Below are 17,269 nucleotides of genomic sequence, written 5' to 3'. Positions count from 1 at the left end.
GCGGGAAAGCCTTTACGCGATTGGCGCGTCAGTATCCACCCCTGCGATAACCGCCGCCATAATGCCCGCGATAACCACCGCCGCCGATGCCAATCCCGATTCCGATCGGCGGCCCGACCGGCTCGTAGACCACCGCCGGAGGCGGCCGGCGCACCACCACCACGTCGTCCTCGACCACGACGCGCGGCGGGCGCTTGCCGGCGCGGCGCGGCGGCGGATCGGGGTCTGCGCGTTTCTTCGCTGGCGCGATTGCCGCCTTCTGCTGGTCCGGCGGCGGCGCGGCGTTGCAGGGACAGGTCGGCGCCGCCAGCGCGACGTTGGTCGCGGGCACGCTGAGCGCTGCGGCCGGTGTCAGATCGAGACGATAGCGCAACCGCTCGATCATCTTGCGCGCGGTAGCCGTGAGATCGCTGTCGGGGTACAGCACGAGGAAGCCGCGATAGGCCGCCGCGGTATTGGCGAGAATGGCGTCGTTCCAGGCCACCATGCGGCGATGCCGGTCGAGCCAGTCGCGCGCCTGCAAGCCGCGCGGCGTGCCGGCGAAGATCGCGGCGAAGGCTTCATAGGCTTCATCGGTGCCGTCGACCACCATCAGCTCGTTGGCGGCCTCGATCGGCTTGCCCTGCAATTCGCGCTTCCATTCGTCGACGGTGCGCTTGGCCGCGGCCGGCGCCGGCGTCGCCGCGGACGACGCTGACGGACCTGCCATGAAGCGGAAGTCGTCGGTGAGCGACGAGGAGTCCCACGGCGTCTGGCGACCGTCGGTCGCCTTGTTCACCGCAAGGCGGACGCGCTTGAAGGTGTCCTCGATCGGAATCCCCGGCTCCTTCGCCGAAGCCAGCAGCGCGGTCGTATAGGGGCTGTTGGCGCCGCTGCCGTCCTCGGCTTCGGCGCCCGGTGACGTCGAGAACGAGACGAAGGTGCCTGGCGCGCCGATCCTGGCATCGACGATGGCAAGCCCATGCCCGGCGGTCTTGCTGAGCTCCGGGAAGGGATTGTTGCGGCATGCGTCGAGCAGCACGATGCGCATCCGGCTCGGCACCGAGGTCAACGTGTTCAGGATGTCGTTGAGGCGCACCGCCTGGATCGGGATGTCGGCCTCGCGCTTCGGATCGACATCGACCGGCACCAGATAGTTCTCGCCATCGATCTGCAGGCCATGCCCGGCATAGAACACCAGCGCCACGCTGTCGGCGCCCTTCGCCGCCACCTGGCCGGCAAAGTCGCTGATCCTCGCGCGCATCTCATCCTGGGACAGATCCGATGCCGTCGTCACGGCAAAGCCGGCATCGGTCAGCATCTGCGACATGGCCCTGGCGTCATTGGCCGGATTGGGCAGTGCGGGCACCGACTTGTAGGCGGACTGCCCGATCACCAGCGCCAGACGGCTTTCCGCCAATGCCGGTGCGGCACCGAACAGGATCGCAGCCGGAACGATCAGGCTGAGGAGCGAACGGCGAAGCATGGCGGCCTCCGGCAATGGTATCGGAGGTGGGTCGAGAGCCGTCAGCCGAAGGTTCATGGCGTGCGGCAATCTGCTGCCGCCGGCGCCGGTCCTCACGCCGAATTGTCGCAGCGATCAGGTGAACCGGCTATTTCGGCTTCTTGGCCGGATCGGCGGCCGGCTTGGTGACGCCCCAGGGATCGTATTTCTCCTTGGGCTCGGGGATCCGATCGAGTGCGGCCTTGTAGGCTTTCTCGTCGATCTGGGGCTTCTTCTCCGTTTTCCTGTCGTCTCCGCCGCCGCCGCGCCGGCCCTGGGCCAGGGTCGGTGTCGCGATCAGCGCCAGAATAACGGCAGCAACCGTGAAGCTTTTCATGTCAGTCTCTCTCCCCCGCAGCCGTAGAAACATCCGGCAACACCTCTACCCCAAGGATAGCTTGTCGCTCGACATTTGTTGATCGACAAAGCGCCGCCCGATGCGAATTCAGCACCCCCAGGGGGGCGCAATGTGGGCGGCGGCACATTAAATCAGTCGAATGGGACAGGGACACGTACAAGTGGCGGCGCTGCTGGCCGGCGCCGCCTTCATGTTGAGCGGCTGCGGGCTGGCGGACAGCCACGCGGTATGGCCGGAGGCGTTGAAGGTCAAGGCCACCGAGCCGGCGCCGCTCGAGACGCCTCCGGATGTCAAGCGGCTGGTAGCCGGCAAGCTCGACTCGGTGTTCACCGCCGGCTCGCAGCCGGCCCATGTGCGGGTCTCCGCTCCGCTGCACGACCCGCGCGGCACCGGCTGGACCGCCTGCGTGCGCGCCGAACTGACGTCGGTGATCGGCAAGCCGCTCGGGACGCAGACCTATCGCGTCTTCATCAATGAAGGCGCGGTCTTCGATCGCCGGCAGGTCGAGGCCGACGACAATTGCGTGACCGAGACCTACGAACCGGTCGAGAGCTCCGTCACGGTGGAAGCGCAACGGAACACCAAGCCATAAGGCATTTCAGGAAAATCCGTCTGGGGTCGTGGTCAGACGTTGCTGACGCCGCCGTCGACGACCATGTCCGAGCCGGTCATGAACGAGCTCTCGTCCGACGCGAGGAAGACGGCTGCCGCCGCCAACTCCTCGGGACGCCCGATCCTCAGCATCGGCGTGTAGTTGGAATACATCTTGCGGATCGCCGCGGCTTCCTCGGGCGTCGACGCCTGGGAGTCCATGATCGGCGTGTCGACGGGCCCCGGGCTGAGCAGGTTTGCGCGGATGCCGCTGTCCTTGAACTCGGCCGCCCAGGTCCGGACGAACGACCGCACCGCCGCCTTGGTCGCGGCATAGGTCGAGTGGTTAGCCAGACCCATATAGTGCATCGCCGACGACACCAGGATGATCGATCCTCCGCCGCCCATCATCGGCAGCATCTTCTGCACCAGGAACAGCGGTCCCTTGGCCATCAGGTTGAACGTGCGGTCGTAGTGTTCCTCCGTGATCTCGCGCAGTGGTACCTGCTCGGTGAAGCCGGCGTTGGACACGACCACATCCACCCTGCCCTTGGCTTTTCGAACGGTCCCGGCGACGCGGTCGAGGTCTTGAAGTCTGGACGCGTCCGCCTGGATTGCAGTGACGTCGCCGCCAATGAGCCTCACCGCCTTGTCGAGCGCGTCCTGGCGCCGGCCGAAGATGAATACATCCGCGCCTTCCTTCACGAAGCGCTGCGCGATAGCGAGCCCGATGCCGCTGTTGCCGCCGCTGATCACGGCGACCTTGCCTTCCAATCTCGACATATCAGTTCCCTGGTTTGCACGCCCGGATCGTCGGGGCACCTTGCAGGTAGGCGCGCCTGCATTGCCGGCTCAGTGCCGAACTGCGCACACCGGTGGTGCAAATATGATCCGGGCAGCGGGCGGTCCGTACGTGCGAACACGCGCCGTTGCCGAAGGAAGCTGTACGAGGGCCCTCAGAACTTCACCGTTACTCCCGTGTAGACCGTCTGTTCGGTGCAGCTCTTGTTGCTCGTGCCGTTGGCGAAGAAGCAGATGCCGTTGGCGGGGTTGCTGCCGTCCAGGCCGAACTTGTTGTGCCAGTAACGGTACGCCACGAAGGCTTCCACGAAGTGTGCGTATTTCTCGCCCCAAAGCGCCTTGCTGGCGTCAAAGCTCAGCCGGACCGGCTCGGCATTGATCTCCGTCCTGGTGTTCCAGCTCGACGGAAGCGTGTAGCCGCCATAGGCGCCGTTGCCCTTCGGTCCGTAGATGCCGACATGTCCGCTCAAGGAGAAGTAGCGCAGGCTTTCCGGCAGGAAGTCCAGCGCACTGCCGTAATCGATCTCCAGTGCCCACGTCGGATCGTAATGCAGATTGCCGTCGACCGTCCCGGTGAAGCCGGCCGGCATCAGACCCTTGTAGGGCGGCACGCCGTATAATCCGACGCCATAGGGACTGTTGCCCGCGTTGTTCGGAACCGCATAGGTCGAATGATTCCACTCCTGATAATACAGCGGCGCAATTGTCAGGTAGCTCTTGAACGGCAAGTCGAACGCAAACTGAAGACCGGCGACGATCGCCTCCTTGGCGGGCGCCGCATAGCCCAGCGTCGTCCGCCCGTCGGCGCCGATTTCGAAGGACACGTTGCGCAGCGCCCCTGCCCTGAACGCCGTGGTGTTGAACACCTCGTTAAACCCGATCGTGCTGCGCAGCGCGGCGTTGATCTCCATGTTGCCCGAGCAAGGCGCGGTGGCGCCAAAGGCCGGATGGTTGTAGATCGCCGAACAGGGCGACGCCGGATCGCGGTGATCGGACTTCAACAGCTCGGCATAGAGACGATTGGTGCCGTATGCCCAGCTGTCGGTGTGGGTGAAAGCGTAGACCTGCTTGACGGTCTTTGCGGTTTCGCCGGGCGCGGTCGCGCTCGGCAGCACGCCATAGGTGAAGCTGTTGTCGACGCTGGTGAAGAACGGCGTGCCGAACGGCGACAGGGCCGGCGTTCCCGGCACCGGCGCGCCCAGCTTCACGGTCATGCCGTAGTAGATGCCATTGCTCGAACAACTGCCATTGTAGACACCCTTGGTGATGCAGGACGTGTCATAGGCCTCGGCATAGCCGCTGATGTTCTTTTCATATCGCCAGGCGGCCCAGACGTCGACGAGGTGCGCATAGCTCGCGCCCCAGAACAGCTTGCCGGCGTCGAGCGTCAGGCGGACCGGCTCGAGCGCGTAGGCGGTAGTCCGGTTGCTGAACGGGCTTCTCGGATAAGGACCGTAGCCGCCATTGCCGTCCGCGCCGCGGATCGCCGCGCGCCCGCTGATCGAGAAATATTGCAGGGTCTCGGGCAGGAAGCCGAGGTCCATGTAGTAGTTGAAATCCAATCCCCAGGTCGGCGTGAAATGCATCACGCCGTCGGGAAGGCCCGGATAAGGCGGCGGCATCGACACGGGGCCGCCGAAGGCCGGGGGCATGAGCTGAGCGCCGTGCTGCATGCGCTGGAAGTACATCGGACTGATGTTGAAATAGCCCTTGTACGGCAGGCTGAAGCCGAACTGCAGACCGGCAAGCACATCGTAGTTGCTGGATGCGGTGAAGATATTCGAGAGCGAAGCGTCCGCGCCGACGAGGAACGAGATGTTTGTCAACGGACCGACGGAGAACGCATTGGTGTCGAACAGCTCGTTCCATCCGAACGTGCTGCGGATCGACGCCGAAGCCGCCACACCGCCGGCGCAGAGCCCGGTCGGCGCGAGCACGGACCCGAGGCATGGCGCGGTAGCCGCGCCGTGATCGTATTTCGACGTCAGCAGCGAGAAGCTGTTGCTGCCATAGGCCCAGGTGTCATAGTGCGTATAGGCGAGCGTCGTGCTCTGCGAGTTCTTGGCGTAGCCGGGAACGCCTCCCGAAAACTGCGAGACGGTGACGCGGTTGTCGTTGACCAGGAAGAACGGCTTTTCGGCCGGCGGCGGCGCCTTCAGCGTCACGGCCTTCCTCGGTATCTCGCGCGCCGTATCGCTCGTTTGATCGGCGGCCTGCGCCGCTGCCAGCATGCAGAACAGCCCGGCGACCGTGCCGGGGAGTACGCCCTTCCGCATCATCCCTGCCCCCTTGTCGTTTGTTGTTGATCCGCCCTGTCGATCCCCGCGGATCGTTGAATGCTCTAGCCTCCGGCTTCCCGGACCGCAGGCAAGCGCCAGCGGCCCGCCAGCATCTCCTGACGCGGCAGGTAGCAGCGCATGATCAGGCTGAACGGGCCGCGCTTCGGCGCCGGCAGCCAGTTGGCGGTTCGATCGCCACCCGGATCATTGCGACCGATCCAGATGGTGATCGACCCGTCCGGATTGCGCCGCAGCCCCTCGGTGCGATCGCCGATGGCGTAGCGCCCCAGCGGATTCTCGGTGAGGAACAGCTGATTGTCGTCGGCGACTTCGTACATCGTCAGCGACCAGAAGCCGTTCAACGGCAGTCTGGCCGGCAAGTGAAGCTGATAGTCGGCCATGCCGTCGAAGAAGCCGTTCTCCCGATTTCCCGCGGCGCGCATGTACATCGCCTCGGCGACCGGCAGCGCTCCGATGCCCCACAGGGCCACGGCGGCGCGATAGCGATAATCCTGGTCGAAATTGCCGAGGTTCGCGCGCGGATAGCTCCAGCCGTCGATGAATTCCATTCGCCGGCGGCCGGCCATCAGTGCCGTTCGCGCTGCGGCGACACCGTGGGCAATCGCCTCCGCTGCCGCCGGCGCCGTCGGCTGGAGCGAGGCTGCGATCCGACGCAGAATGGCGGTATCGGTCGCCGGAGGAGGATCCGACGTCATCAAGCTCTGAATGCTGGCGAACAGCGCCGGCGCGGCCGCGTTGCGCTCGGCATAATCATTAGGCGGACTGCCCGACGGGCCTTCCAGCTTGAAACCATCCTGAATCCGGCGTGCGGCTACGAGATCCGCGGCGCCGTCGACCAATGTTCTGATCAGCAGCCACGCATGCGGGGTCGCGACCCGGACGACATCGGGGCCCGAGCCGGTCTGGTCCGGTCCGATGATGGTGAACGTGGCGCCGGCATTGCCGATCGTCCTCGTGCCGAGCACCGCATTGTTGTTGGTGTACATGTCCATCAGCGCGGCGGAGAAATAGCGGTCCCCCGTCGGCGGGATCGTCAGCCGAACCGCGCCCTGCGTCAGATCGAGCCATGCGATCGAGTACAGCGTGTCGTTGTTCGGCGTCGTGACCCAGCGCGCCCTGTGATCGATCAGTTCGCGCTGATGCGACAACGTGTTCTGCGCCCCGGCGCGGCCAAGTGAGTTGCGGCGAACCGCGGCCATCTCGATCAGGGGCAACGCATAGACGAAGGCCTCGCCCGCTGCAGCGGACAGGCTGGCCTCCTGCGGGATCGGCCGGGATGCCGGTGCGGCGGCGGATACAGATGTCTGTGGCAAATCGCTGAGCGTCATTCTTCTTCTCCAGCTGGGGCTATCGATCGCGGCTCATGTCAGCGCGACGGCAAGGCCTTGGACGCGCTCGGGCGGCGTCCGGTATCGGCCAAGCGACAGGAACAGCATCACGGGGACGATCTGCACGGCCGACAGCAGCAGCAACGGTAAGACCACGCTGTCGCTCGATGTCGAAAGCCAGACGAACGCGACCGGGCCGATCGCCGCGCCGATGCAGAACGCAAACAGCAGCCAGCTGAAGACTTTCGAGACCGATCGCGTGCCGAAATAGCGCCCGGCCAGATAGGGCATCAGGTCCGCCTCCCCGCTGATCGAGAACCCCATCAGGATCGAGGCGAGCACCATCGGCGCAAATGCGTCCGCGGTTGCATTGATCAGCGCGGACAGCGCCATCAGCAGTACGGTGAGGATGCCGACTACGCGGGCGTGCAGCCGGTCGAGCAGATGTCCGACGATAATTCGTCCGAACAGCGCGGCGACGGCGCCGGCCGCCTGGATCCAGGCGACATCGGCGGCGGTCACGTCTGCGCGGCGCTTGAGGATGTATATTACGTTCGGCGCGATCGCATAGAACGACATCCCGATCACGGCGAAGCAGAGCGCGAGCTTCCAGAAGGTCGGAGTGCCAATGATCTCGGCGGCGCTGATGCCGGCCTCCGCCGTCTGGGCCTCAGTCGATGGCCGCGGCCCATCATTCTGCGTTGCCGAATCGCCGGCAGGCGGAGCGTCCACCACCAGCCACGCCACCAACGGCAGGCAGACGACAAGTTCGAAGACGGCAAATGCCGCGAGGCAGGCCGACCAGCCATATCCTGCGATGATCCAGTGCGCGGCCAGCGGCACGATGAAGCTGCCGGCGGCCTGCGCGCTCGCAGCGAGACCGAGCGCCAGGCCGCGCCGCTGATCGAACCAGCGGGAGATCGCCTTGGCATAGGATACGACATTGGTACCCGCGCCGACAAAGCCGAACAGGGCAGCGGCGAGATAGAACTGCAGCAGCGAATTTCCGACCTGACTCAGAATGAGGAGCGACACGGCGAACAAGGAAATACTGATCAGCGCGAACTTGCGCGATCCCAGACGATCGAGCGGCCACGCGCAGAACAGATATGCGACCATCGTCGACGACAGCACGATGGTTGCGGCCCGGGCGACTTCGGCCTGGCTCCAGCCATAGTCCTGCGCCATCGCGCCGGTCAGGTGCGCGAAGCCCGCGGTAAAGATCGGCGCGGCGCCGAATGAAATGCCGATTCCCGAGCCGACGACGACCTTCCAGCCGGGGTCCATGATCTGCTGCGCCATGCTGCCCTCGTCAGTTGCAAGCGACGCGCGCTGACCGCGGCCGGCCGGCGCCGTCGATGCGCCCGATGACCACGACCGCCGGACCGATCCGCGATCTCCCGTTGCCGCTGAATGACATCGCGATCCTTCCGAAATCTTATTGCATATTTTTATGCATTTATAATTTTGCGGTTTGAACGATGTCAAGCCGCCGGTGATGCTTTGCGCGCTAGGTTGCCAGCCGGTGCACCGTGACCCAGGAATCGCGCAGGATCTCACGCCGCCGCGCAAACAGTCCGCCCCAGACGTTGCGGTTCGGCTGAGCCTGGTGGACGGGTTTCGGCTTCCAGTAGCGGCTCTCATCCCATGCTGCGAGACTGGGATAATTCACGATCATCAACACCACCGCCTCACCCTCGGCGTTCGGCTCGCGGCAGCGCCAGAAGCCGGCGATGCGCATCGCGGTGTCGGCTTCCGACGATCTCCACGCCTCGACGCTCATCTCGGTCAGCGCCTGAACCTGGTCGGGCGCGACAACGAACCAGCGATGGGTGTAAATGCCCTCGGCGGAGCATGGCTGCTGTCCACGCGCCGGCACGTCGAACAGCCGGCTGCGGACGCTGACGATGTTTGCACCTTCATAGGCATGCGGCGCGGGTTCGCCGGTCCAGCTCGTGGCGACAGTGACCACATTGCTCGAAACGCCGATCAGCGGCACGAAGACGCCGAGCATTTGCGCATGGGATGGCGCGCCGGCGGCCTTGAGCATCGCGGCGATCTCCTCGCCGCGGTTGGGCCGAACGGTCAGCTCGTCAAACCGCAGCACGCGATAATTCGTATCCGGCAATGGCTCCTCCCCGGGCAGTTCTCCCGAACGCGTTCCGTCCGGCAATGTATTTGCATAATTTTGTGCAAATATATTCTGCCCGCTTCAGCGGTGTCAAGCCGGCGTCAGCGCATCCGCAGATCGCGGTCATGGGAGGCGAAGGACTTGCCGCGGCGGGAAAAATCCGCTCTCTGGCTAGCCGCGAATATTTTCTCGCGATCGATTTTGCTAAGAGACGATCAAGCCTTTGAAGGACCGCGATTGCATGGTTTCCCGCTCGACGTCAGGCCTCTCTTCCGCCAAGTCGTCCGTCAAGACGGCCGACGGCCGGCGGCAGCGCACGCAGGTCACCCGCGGCAATATCGTCTCCGCGTGCATCGCGCTTCAGAATGAGGGCTCGGCACGTCCATCGGCGCAACAGATCGCGGAGCGGGCCGGCGTATCGATCCGCACGCTGTTTCTGCATTTCCCGGAGAAGGGACAGCTCACGCAGGCGGTGCTCGACGAGCTGACGCCCCCCGAATCGATCGAGCCACCGCCTGCGAAATCCGTCCTGCACGGCGCGGTTGAGGTTCGCGTTGCGCAATTCATCGACATGCGGGCCCAGGCGCTGGAGCGCATGACACCGCATCGTCGGGCTTCCAATGCGATGATCGAGACCTCGCCGCTGCTGCAGAAACATCGTCTGCGCGTACGCAAGGCCTTTCGCGACGTGGTCGGCCAGTGGTTCGCCACCGAACTCGAGCAGGTGTCCGCCGAGGCGCGGCAGAAATGGCTGGTTGCCCTTGCGACCCTGCTCGATTGGGAGATGTGGCAGTCGCTGCGCACCTATCCGAACCGAAGCATTGCCGAGGCCAAGGATTGCCTCACGCTCTTGTTGAAGGCTGCCCTGCGGCAGATGGAAGCGGAACGGTCGTAGGCCGGGTTCGATTGCCGTGTGAACGCCGTGCCGTGGATTGGCGCGGCGGTATGCTGAACGCCCCGTTAACAATACCGCTCAAATTGCGGGATCGCCTCAACGGCATTTTCCATTTCTTTCCGTTAGCGTTGCCCTCGATGAACGCAAGGCCGATCAGCCTCGCGGACCGGGGAAACAGGGACGTGGCCGATATCGCTGACCAGGCAATGATCCGCCGTGCATCGCGCAAGGATGCCACGGACGATCGGGCGTTGCCGCCGCTGTCGGCCGCACCGATCGGCGCATGGCGGGCGCTAGCCGAGCGCGCGATCGAGCCCAATGGCTACTACCAGCCCGACTGGGAATTGGCGGTCGATGCCTCCGCGCGCGGCCGCACCGGCGCGGCGCTGCTCAGCGCCACCGGCGATGCCGGGCAATTGATCGGGCTGCTGCCTGTCGTGCCGATGCGGAAGATCTACCGGATCCCCCTGCCCGCACTGGTTGGCGCCGAACCCTATGGCACGCTGTGCACACCGTTGCTCGATCGCGACGCCGCCGAGCAGGCCGCCGGCAAGATCCTGCAGCAGGCTCGCGATGCGGGCGCGCACGCGCTGATCCTGCGCACCATGTCGCTCGAGGGCCCGGCCATGGCGGCGATCCGCGCGGTGCTCGCGCGCGATGGTTTGCAGCCGCGCCTGCTGAGCGGCTATCAGCGCGCGCAACTCGATGCGACGCGCGACGCCGATGAATTGCTGCGCGACGCGCTCGGGCCGAAGAAGCTGAAGGAGCTGCGCCGGCAGCGCCATCGCCTGTCCGACCACGGCGCGGTCCGCTTCGACGTCGCATGCACGCCGCGCGGCGTTGCGGCGGCGCTCGAGACCTTCCTTGCGCTCGAAGCCGGTGGCTGGAAGGGCCAGCGCGGCACCGCGCTCAGCCAGCATGCCGGCGACGCGGCCTTCATCCGCCGCGCGACGTCGGCGCTGGCCGAAGCCGGCCGCTGCGAGATCGTGACGCTGCATGCGGGCGACACGGCGGTCGCAGGCGGCATCGTGGTGCGCCACCAGGACCGGGCGTTCTTCTTCAAGATCGGCATCGACGAGCGCTTTGCGAAGCACTCGCCGGGCGCGCAACTGACGCTGGAGCTGACACGCCATCTCTGCGCCGATCCCGCGATCAATTCGGCGGATTCCACCGCGGCGCCGGGCCATCCCATGATCGACCCGATCTGGCGCGGCCGCTTTTCGATCGGCGATGTGCTGCTGCCGCTGCGGCGCCGCGATCCGCTGGTCACCGCTGTTCATGCCGCGCTGACCCTGAACAATTTGGCCTACGAGGCCGCGCGCAGCGTCGTCCGCTTCATCCGCCATCGGCGCGGCAAGCCCGGATAACACGGCCCTTTTACACGCAGGGCAATCGGACCGGGCGATCCAGTACGCAGCGACCTATCGATTCAAGCACTGCGATCTCCGGAATACCGGATCTCCGCCATGCGCGGGTGATGACGATTTCGGAATAATGGAAGAATGCGACTGAGTTGCCCGACGAGTCAAGCCGCCTTGTCGAACGCCGGCAGTCGCCGGCTACTTTGCATGGGGTTGTTTTCGATTTTTTGGCAGCGCGCCCCTCGGACAGCAGCTATCGCATCAATAGCCCGGCCGTGACGACGTGGAGACGTCCGTTGCCGAAGCCCGCAGGCGCCATATGCGATAGCCCTGCCCTTACACGGGCCCGCGCGGATCGTTAGGCTGCGCATGACCGCCGCGGCTTTCGTTATGCGCCAGATGGACCGGCAAGGCAGCGCACCGAGGTTGCCACCTTCGTCGCGGCCCATGGTTTACCTTTTCGTAGCCATGCAGACACGTCGGGAAACAATCGGTTCCCGCCGTCAGGTTGGTGTCAGCTAGCCCTTCTAGCGTCGCAGCGCGCTGTTTCTCAGGCGGCGCATGCCCTTGCCTGGAAAGCCTCATCCGATGGAAGCATCGGGTGAGGCTTTCTGCCAGCGTTCTCGGCGAGGCTCGCTTTATTGCAGCGGCGAGTGCGGGGCCGGCAACATGATGGTCGAGTGCATCTCCTCGAGCAGCTGTGTGCCTTTACCGAGGAATTCCAGCCACGCCGGATCCTTCATCGCGCCGCCGCGCGCAGCAGCGCGGGCGTTGAGATCGGGATAGGCCCAGATGTGGCAGACCTCGTTGGGCTGCCCTGAATCGGTGTGCCAGAGGCCGACGATCTTGGAGTATTTCTCGCGCTCCGGCAGCACGCCGGTGATCAGATCGAGCCATTGCTTGACGCCGCCGAGCGGCTTGGCGCGGTAGTTGCGGAATTCGTAGATGTTGCCCTTGGTGGCCGGCGCCACCGGCGGAATGATCGCATTCAGCAGGCGGACCTCCTGGCGCACCAGCAGCGGACGGATCGCCGGAATGTATTCGCCGGTCCAGCGCGGATTTTTCCCAAGCTCCGCGCGCAGCCGGGTCCGCTCGTTGAGATCGGCATAGCTCCACATGTGCATGACCTGATTGAGCGGGCCGATCTCGGTGATCCAGTAGCCTTCCAGCTTGCCGAAATTGTCGGCACGGATATCGCGTGAGATCGTGCTTGCCGCCTTCACCATCTCGCCGACGGTGCCTGGACGTACCGTGTAGGTGCGCAGCTCATAGATCATGGTTGTCTCCCTGACTGTCTGGAATGGGCGTGTGGGCAAACGAAAAAGCCCGGCAGGAGCCGGGCTTTCGAAAGCGATTGCGGACTACTCGGCCGCCTGTGCGTTGATCTCGGCCGAGACCTGGCGGATGGCGCGGGCGAGCTGTTCGGCCGGCTGGGCGCCGGACACCGCGTATTTCTGTGCGAACACGAAGGTCGGTACGCCGGAAATGCCCTTCTCGGCGGCTTCCTGGGCCTGCGCGGACACCAGCGCCACATCCTCGTCGGTGGCAAGACGCTTGCGGACGTCGTCGGCGTCGAGCCCGACATCGGCCGCCGCCTGCACCAGCACGTTGCTGTCGGTGAGATCGCCGCCGTCGCGGAAATACAGCTCCATCAGCCGCTGCTTCATCTCGGCCGCCTTACCCTCCGCCTCGGCCCAGTGAATCAGCCGATGGCAGTCGATCGTGTTGGGCTGCCGCTTGACGAGCTCGGGATGGTAGGTGAGCCCCTCCTCATTCGCAGCCGCGACCACACGGCCGGCGATGCCCTTGTAGGCGTCGACCGAGCCGAATTTTGCGGTGAGATATTCGTCGCGGCTGATGCCCTCGCGCGGCACCCAATTGTTGAGGAAGAACGGCCGCCAGTGCACCTCGACCGGCACGTCGGGAACCAGCTTGAGCGCGTCCTCGATGCGATGCTTGCCGATATAGCACCAGGGGCAAACGACATCGGAGACGATATCGAGGCGAAGCGGCTTCAGATCGCTCATGGCGTCCTCCGGATTGAAGTCCCAAAGGTAAGGCCCCCGCTCAGCAACACAAGGCCGCCGGCCGCATGTCTCGCATCACATAACCTCGGCGGTTATTGTGGGAAGAGCGCCCGCTTCCTAGACATCGGCCTGTTCCCACAGCCCGCGGAGACCCGCCGATGACCGCCATTTTCCAGCCCGAAGGCACCCTGTTTCGCGCCACCGAGCACGCCGGCGGGCCATGGTCGCCGGACATGCTGCAAGGCAGCGCCACGACCGCGCTGATGGCGCGCGAGGTCGAAAGGCTGGCGGTCCGCGCAGGTTTCGCAGTCCGCCGCCTGACCTTCGACCTGTGGCGACCGGCAGGCCTGCGCGCCTTCGTGGTCGAAACCAGCGTCCTGCGGGACGGCCGCAAGGCCAAGACGGTCCAGGTGCGCCTGCTCGACGGCGACACCGAGATCGGCCGCTGCACCGCGCTGATGACTGCGCAAGGCGAGGAATCGCCGCGCGATCCGTTCTCGCCGCCCGCAAGCGAGGATCGCGCCCCCGAGACCGGATCGCCGCCGCCCGCCTTTGCACAGAAATGGAGCCGCTATTTTCAGAATGTCTCGGTGCGATTGATCGAGGGCGCGCTGGAGAAGCCCGGCCCCGCCGCCGCCTGGATGCGCCTCGATGTGCCGCTCGTCGCCGGTGAGCTCAACACGCCGCTTTTGCAGGCGGTGCAGGCGGCGGACTTTTCCAGCGGCGTCGCGCAGATCGTGGACATGCGCGAATGGACCTTCATCAATCCCGAGGTCAGCCTCTATTTCTTTCGTCCGCCCGAGGGCGACTGGATCCTGATCCGCTCGCGCACCCGCGTCGGCACAAGCGGAGCCGGGCTCACGACCGCGACCCTGAGCGATCGCTGCGGCCCGTTCGCCGAGGTGATGCAAGCGATGAGCTTCGAACGCCGCGCTGCGGCGGCTCAGGCGTCCTGAGCCGCAAGCGACGTCAGGGCGGCCTCGGAGGCCGCGTCGGCCGGCATGAACATCTCGACGCGCAATTCCTGCAACGTCACGTCCTGCGGCGTGCCGAGCGTCAGCACCGTACCGATCAGCCCGAGCGTCACGTCGCCATTGCGCAGCCGCACCTCGCATAGCGGTCCCGGCGCCGCACTTTCGTTGAATTTCGGCGTGGCAATGTCGGGGAGCGTCATCAATTCGCGCCATGTCGATTGCAACGCGAGGTCGAGCGGCGCCGCCATCGCCTCGTGACGTGCGCGCGCCATCAGCGCCGCGGCGAGGCTTGGCCAGTTCTCGACGAAGGGACGCAGCTCGTCCGGCGCCAGGAACATCCGCATGTGATTGAGCGGCTGCTGCATGCGCACCGGACCAAGCAGCATCGTCATCAGCCGGGTCGCCGCGCGGTTGGCCACGATCACGTTCCACTGCCGGTCGGTGACGATGGCCGGAAACGGCTCGTGGCGCCGTAGCAGCAGGTCGATTGCGCGCCTGGCGTCGGCGATCTCCGGCGCCGCCAGATCGCGCTCGCCATATTGCCGCGCGAAACCGCCCGCCTCCAGCAGCGCGTTGCGATCGCGCAGCGAGAGGCCGAGTGCTGCGGCGAGCTGCAGAAGGATGTCCCGGCTCGCGATTGCCTTGCCGGTTTCAACGAAGCTCAGATGCTTGATCGAGATGCCCGCCTCGAACGCAAGGTCGGCCTGGCTCATGGCGCGTCGCCCGCGCCAATCGCGCAGGAGGTCGCCGACGGGATGGGGTCGCGCGCCGCGGGCCGGCGCCGAATGGGTGCTCATGAACGGATTATGCAGCCAGGCGACCCGCGCTGCAAAGCGGGCGCATCGATTCGTTCAGCCCATAGCCGCTGCCATCTGCCGCATCCGCTCGGCGGTCAGCTCGTCGGCCGGAAAGAACGTCTCCAGCGCCAGTTCCTGCAGCGTGATGTCGACCGGGGTGCCGAACACCATGGTGGTCGAGATGAAGCTCAGGATCTCGCCATCGAGGCGGAGCTTGAACGGAAGTGCGACGTTGTTGTCGGTGGTGATCGGAGCCGACCGCGCCGGGATCGGATAGGACTTCAGGTCCTGGTACAGCTTGAGCAGCTCCGGATCAGCCGTGGCCTCGCATTGCCGATGCAGCCGCTCCAGGAGATGCGCGGCCCATTCCGCGAGGTTCACGGTGCGCGGCGCCAGGCCCTCCGGGTGGAAGGCCAGCCGCAGGATGTTGAAGGGCTGGCCGAGCAGCCGCTGCGGCACGCCCTCGAGCAGCGGCGCCACCATGCGGTTGGCAGAGACCAGATTCCAGTGCCGGTCATAGGCCAGCGCCGGATTGGGCTCGTGCGCCTTCAGCACCAGATTGATCGCCTCGCGCGCCGATTTCAGGGCGGGATCGTCCAGCGAGCGTTGTGGGAATGCGGGTGCGAAGCCCGCGGCGACCAGCAGCACGTTGCGTTCGCGTAGGGGCACGTCGAGGCGCTCCGCCAGTTTGAGGACCATGTCGCGCGACGGCGCCGAGCGGCCGGTCTCGACGAAGCTCAGATGCCGCGCCGAGACCTCGGCATCGACGGCAAGGTCGAGCTGGCTGAGATGGCGGCGCTGCCGCCACTCGCGCAGGTGTTCGCCGATCAGGACGGGTTTTGCGGGCTCGGCCCGCGCCATGGATGCATGTGCGTTCATGGTGCAAAACCTACCATGCGAAATTCGCCCGTTCCATTACGCCCGAGGTAATCGAATTGGCGCGCGGGCCGGCTCATCTTCCACGGCACAGGAGATGACCATGCTGATGCTGTCCCTTATCCGCGCCATCGCCGTCCTGATCCCGTGGCTGGTCCATCTGGCCACCTGGCTCCTCGCGCGCTCGCTCAACATGCCGCAGCCGCTGGTGCACCACACCGGCCTGTTCGTGTTCGCGCAGGTCTATGCGGTCGAGATGAGGGTCGGCAGGGCGCTGTGTCCGTTCCGGCTCTGGCGCCAGCTGCGGTCCCTGTTCCGTTGACCAACCCATCCCAACCAGAGGAGACACTGCCATGATCCATTCGTCCCAGCTGCTGCGCCGCGCTTTGCTTGCCGACGCGGTCTTCAGCGGCGTATCCGCCATAGCAATGGTGCTCGACGCCGGTGCGCTGGCATCGCTGCTCGGCCTGCCGGAAGCGCTGCTGCGCGAGACCGGGCTGTTCCTGATCGCCTACACCGCGCTGGTCGGCTTTCTCGCCGCGCGAACCTCGCTGCCGAAAGGACCCGTGATCCTCGTGGTCGCCGGCAACGCGGCCTGGACGCTGGCCAGCATCGCGCTGCTGCTCTCGGGCACCGTATCGCCGAACCTGTTCGGGACCATCGTGATCCTCGCCCAGGCGATCGCCACCGGCGTGTTCGCCGAGCTGCAATATGTCGGATTGCGGAGGAGTGAAGGTGCAGTGACGGCGTAGCACGCTGTCGCCTGCCGTCATTGCGAGCGAAGCGAAGCAATCCACCGAGCCGCATGTGCGGAAGCATGGATTGCTTCGTCGCTACGCTCCTCGCAATGACGGGGCGACCGATGACCCTACTATACGGCTCCCGCCTTGTGTCGCCGAAACCTCTCCCCCACTCCCAGCATCACGCCCTGCCCGCTGGCGACGCCCATTTCGAGGCTCGACGCGATGCGCCGCGCGCGCTCGATGAAATGAAGTGCTGCGACAGGCGGGCACAGTTCATGCGCCGTTGCCTCGAACAGTTCGAGCCAGCGGTCGAAATGCGCGGCATCGACGGGCAGCTTCATATGCTTGACCATCGGCGTGCCGTGATAGCGACCGGTCATCAGCGCGACTGACGACCAGAACGCGCACATCTGGGCCAGATGCGGCTCCCAATTGATAATCCTGGCCTCGAACACCGGCCCGATCATCGGGTCCTTGCGGACCTTGGCGTAGAATCCGTGCACCAGCTGCTCGATCATGGCCTCGGTGATCCCGGTCCGCGCGACGATCTCCGCGGTGATCTCCTCGCGGCGCTCTGCTGCTGTCATCGCTCACATCCTAAATA

18 protein-coding genes are annotated in these 17,269 nt (G+C 65.5%); 6 read left to right on the top strand and 12 right to left on the bottom strand.

The window, feature by feature from the left end; translation table 11 throughout:
* Positions 1-28: 28 nt before the first annotated feature.
* A complete protein-coding gene (locus XH92_RS18205) occupies positions 29-1,465 on the bottom strand; it encodes a caspase family protein (protein ID WP_194460433.1) in 1,437 nt (478 codons plus the stop codon).
* Positions 1,466-1,592: 127 nt separating this feature from the next.
* Positions 1,593-1,820, bottom strand: coding sequence for a hypothetical protein (locus tag XH92_RS18200; protein WP_097676049.1), 228 nt, complete (start codon positions 1,818-1,820; stop codon positions 1,593-1,595).
* A gap of 181 nt (positions 1,821-2,001) precedes the next feature.
* Here XH92_RS18200 and XH92_RS18195 point away from each other — a divergent pair, with 181 nt between their 5' ends.
* Positions 2,002-2,433, top strand: coding sequence for a hypothetical protein (locus XH92_RS18195; protein WP_246788476.1), 432 nt, complete (start codon positions 2,002-2,004; stop codon positions 2,431-2,433).
* A gap of 32 nt (positions 2,434-2,465) precedes the next feature.
* On the opposite strand, the gene XH92_RS18190 is transcribed toward XH92_RS18195, so the two are convergent.
* The 5 genes from XH92_RS18190 to XH92_RS18170 all read right to left on the bottom strand — a co-directional run bounded on the left by XH92_RS18190 (position 2,466) and on the right by XH92_RS18170 (position 8,989).
* Positions 2,466-3,215: an SDR family NAD(P)-dependent oxidoreductase gene (locus XH92_RS18190; protein WP_194460431.1), complete on the bottom strand. Its 750-nt coding sequence runs from the start codon at positions 3,213-3,215 to the stop codon at positions 2,466-2,468.
* 173 nt (positions 3,216-3,388) lie between these two features.
* The gene (locus XH92_RS18185) at positions 3,389-5,512 is read right to left on the bottom strand and encodes a hypothetical protein (protein WP_194460430.1); all 2,124 of its coding nucleotides are present in this window, start codon (positions 5,510-5,512) and stop codon (positions 3,389-3,391) included.
* Positions 5,513-5,574: 62 nt separating this feature from the next.
* Positions 5,575-6,861, bottom strand: a complete 1,287-nt coding sequence (locus tag XH92_RS18180) for a DUF1254 domain-containing protein (RefSeq protein WP_194460429.1) — start codon at positions 6,859-6,861, stop codon at positions 5,575-5,577.
* 33 nt (positions 6,862-6,894) lie between these two features.
* On the bottom strand, positions 6,895-8,163 hold the full coding sequence (locus XH92_RS18175) for an MFS transporter (RefSeq protein WP_194460428.1): 1,269 nt from the start codon (positions 8,161-8,163) through the stop codon (positions 6,895-6,897).
* Between the two features lie 208 nt (positions 8,164-8,371).
* Positions 8,372-8,989 (bottom strand): hypothetical protein, encoded by a 618-nt coding sequence (locus XH92_RS18170; protein ID WP_194460427.1) that lies wholly within the window; start codon positions 8,987-8,989, stop codon positions 8,372-8,374.
* 244 nt (positions 8,990-9,233) lie between these two features.
* Here XH92_RS18170 and XH92_RS18165 point away from each other — a divergent pair, with 244 nt between their 5' ends.
* Both XH92_RS18165 and XH92_RS18160 read left to right on the top strand, forming a co-directional pair.
* Entirely contained in the window at positions 9,234-9,887 is a 654-nt protein-coding gene (locus tag XH92_RS18165; RefSeq protein WP_194460426.1) for a TetR/AcrR family transcriptional regulator, read from the top strand.
* Positions 9,888-10,069: 182 nt separating this feature from the next.
* Positions 10,070-11,254 carry a GNAT family N-acetyltransferase gene (locus XH92_RS18160; RefSeq protein WP_194460425.1) on the top strand — a complete coding sequence of 395 codons (1,185 nt, stop codon included), beginning with the start codon at positions 10,070-10,072 and terminating at the stop codon, positions 11,252-11,254.
* A 632-nt stretch (positions 11,255-11,886) separates the two neighbouring features.
* On the opposite strand, the gene XH92_RS18155 is transcribed toward XH92_RS18160, so the two are convergent.
* Together XH92_RS18155 and XH92_RS18150 are read right to left on the bottom strand one after the other, a co-directional pair.
* A complete protein-coding gene (locus XH92_RS18155) occupies positions 11,887-12,525 on the bottom strand; it encodes an NIPSNAP family protein (RefSeq protein ID WP_194460424.1) in 639 nt (212 codons plus the stop codon).
* Positions 12,526-12,609: 84 nt separating this feature from the next.
* Positions 12,610-13,275: a DsbA family oxidoreductase gene (locus tag XH92_RS18150; RefSeq protein ID WP_194460423.1), complete on the bottom strand. Its 666-nt coding sequence runs from the start codon at positions 13,273-13,275 to the stop codon at positions 12,610-12,612.
* 158 nt (positions 13,276-13,433) lie between these two features.
* On the opposite strand from XH92_RS18150, the gene XH92_RS18145 reads away from it, so the two are divergent.
* The gene (locus tag XH92_RS18145; protein WP_194460422.1) at positions 13,434-14,231 is read left to right on the top strand and encodes a thioesterase family protein; all 798 of its coding nucleotides are present in this window, start codon (positions 13,434-13,436) and stop codon (positions 14,229-14,231) included.
* On the opposite strand, the gene XH92_RS18140 is transcribed toward XH92_RS18145, so the two are convergent.
* Together XH92_RS18140 and XH92_RS18135 are read right to left on the bottom strand one after the other, a co-directional pair.
* Positions 14,219-15,046, bottom strand: coding sequence for a helix-turn-helix domain-containing protein (locus tag XH92_RS18140; protein ID WP_194460421.1), 828 nt, complete (start codon positions 15,044-15,046; stop codon positions 14,219-14,221). The genes XH92_RS18145 and XH92_RS18140 overlap by 13 nt on opposite strands.
* Before the next feature lie 54 nt (positions 15,047-15,100).
* Positions 15,101-15,925, bottom strand: a complete 825-nt coding sequence (locus XH92_RS18135) for a helix-turn-helix domain-containing protein (protein ID WP_194460420.1) — start codon at positions 15,923-15,925, stop codon at positions 15,101-15,103.
* 94 nt (positions 15,926-16,019) lie between these two features.
* On the opposite strand from XH92_RS18135, the gene XH92_RS18130 reads away from it, so the two are divergent.
* A complete protein-coding gene (locus tag XH92_RS18130) occupies positions 16,020-16,244 on the top strand; it encodes a hypothetical protein (protein WP_194460419.1) in 225 nt (74 codons plus the stop codon).
* A gap of 31 nt (positions 16,245-16,275) precedes the next feature.
* Positions 16,276-16,674 carry a hypothetical protein gene (locus XH92_RS18125; protein ID WP_194460418.1) on the top strand — a complete coding sequence of 133 codons (399 nt, stop codon included), beginning with the start codon at positions 16,276-16,278 and terminating at the stop codon, positions 16,672-16,674.
* A gap of 119 nt (positions 16,675-16,793) precedes the next feature.
* Here XH92_RS18125 and XH92_RS18120 read toward each other — a convergent pair whose 3' ends face one another.
* On the bottom strand, positions 16,794-17,252 hold the full coding sequence (locus XH92_RS18120) for a group III truncated hemoglobin (protein WP_194460417.1): 459 nt from the start codon (positions 17,250-17,252) through the stop codon (positions 16,794-16,796).
* Between the last annotated feature and the right edge of the window lie 17 nt (positions 17,253-17,269).

The sequence above is a fragment of the Bradyrhizobium sp. CCBAU 53421 genome, assembly GCF_015291625.1.
GTDB lineage: Bacteria > Pseudomonadota > Alphaproteobacteria > Rhizobiales > Xanthobacteraceae > Bradyrhizobium.
This window is presented reverse-complemented; position numbering and strand designations above follow the sequence as displayed.

Bases quoted from the DNA above. Each gene is read 5' to 3' on its own strand.
- XH92_RS18205 (WP_194460433.1), bottom strand. From the start codon at position 1,465: ATGCTTCGCCGTTCGCTCCTCAGCCTGATCGTTCCGGCTGCGATCCTG.
- XH92_RS18200 (WP_097676049.1), bottom strand. From the start codon at position 1,820: ATGAAAAGCTTCACGGTTGCTGCCGTTATTCTGGCGCTGATCGCGACA.
- XH92_RS18190 (WP_194460431.1), bottom strand. From the start codon at position 3,215: ATGTCGAGATTGGAAGGCAAGGTCGCCGTGATCAGCGGCGGCAACAGC.
- XH92_RS18185 (WP_194460430.1), bottom strand. From the start codon at position 5,512: ATGATGCGGAAGGGCGTACTCCCCGGCACGGTCGCCGGGCTGTTCTGC.
- XH92_RS18180 (WP_194460429.1), bottom strand. From the start codon at position 6,861: ATGACGCTCAGCGATTTGCCACAGACATCTGTATCCGCCGCCGCACCG.
- XH92_RS18175 (WP_194460428.1), bottom strand. From the start codon at position 8,163: ATGGCGCAGCAGATCATGGACCCCGGCTGGAAGGTCGTCGTCGGCTCG.
- XH92_RS18165 (WP_194460426.1), top strand. From the start codon at position 9,234: ATGGTTTCCCGCTCGACGTCAGGCCTCTCTTCCGCCAAGTCGTCCGTC.
- XH92_RS18155 (WP_194460424.1), bottom strand. From the start codon at position 12,525: ATGATCTATGAGCTGCGCACCTACACGGTACGTCCAGGCACCGTCGGC.
- XH92_RS18150 (WP_194460423.1), bottom strand. From the start codon at position 13,275: ATGAGCGATCTGAAGCCGCTTCGCCTCGATATCGTCTCCGATGTCGTT.
- XH92_RS18145 (WP_194460422.1), top strand. From the start codon at position 13,434: ATGACCGCCATTTTCCAGCCCGAAGGCACCCTGTTTCGCGCCACCGAG.
- XH92_RS18140 (WP_194460421.1), bottom strand. From the start codon at position 15,046: ATGAGCACCCATTCGGCGCCGGCCCGCGGCGCGCGACCCCATCCCGTC.
- XH92_RS18135 (WP_194460420.1), bottom strand. From the start codon at position 15,925: ATGAACGCACATGCATCCATGGCGCGGGCCGAGCCCGCAAAACCCGTC.
- XH92_RS18130 (WP_194460419.1), top strand. From the start codon at position 16,020: ATGACCATGCTGATGCTGTCCCTTATCCGCGCCATCGCCGTCCTGATC.
- XH92_RS18125 (WP_194460418.1), top strand. From the start codon at position 16,276: ATGATCCATTCGTCCCAGCTGCTGCGCCGCGCTTTGCTTGCCGACGCG.
- XH92_RS18120 (WP_194460417.1), bottom strand. From the start codon at position 17,252: ATGACAGCAGCAGAGCGCCGCGAGGAGATCACCGCGGAGATCGTCGCG.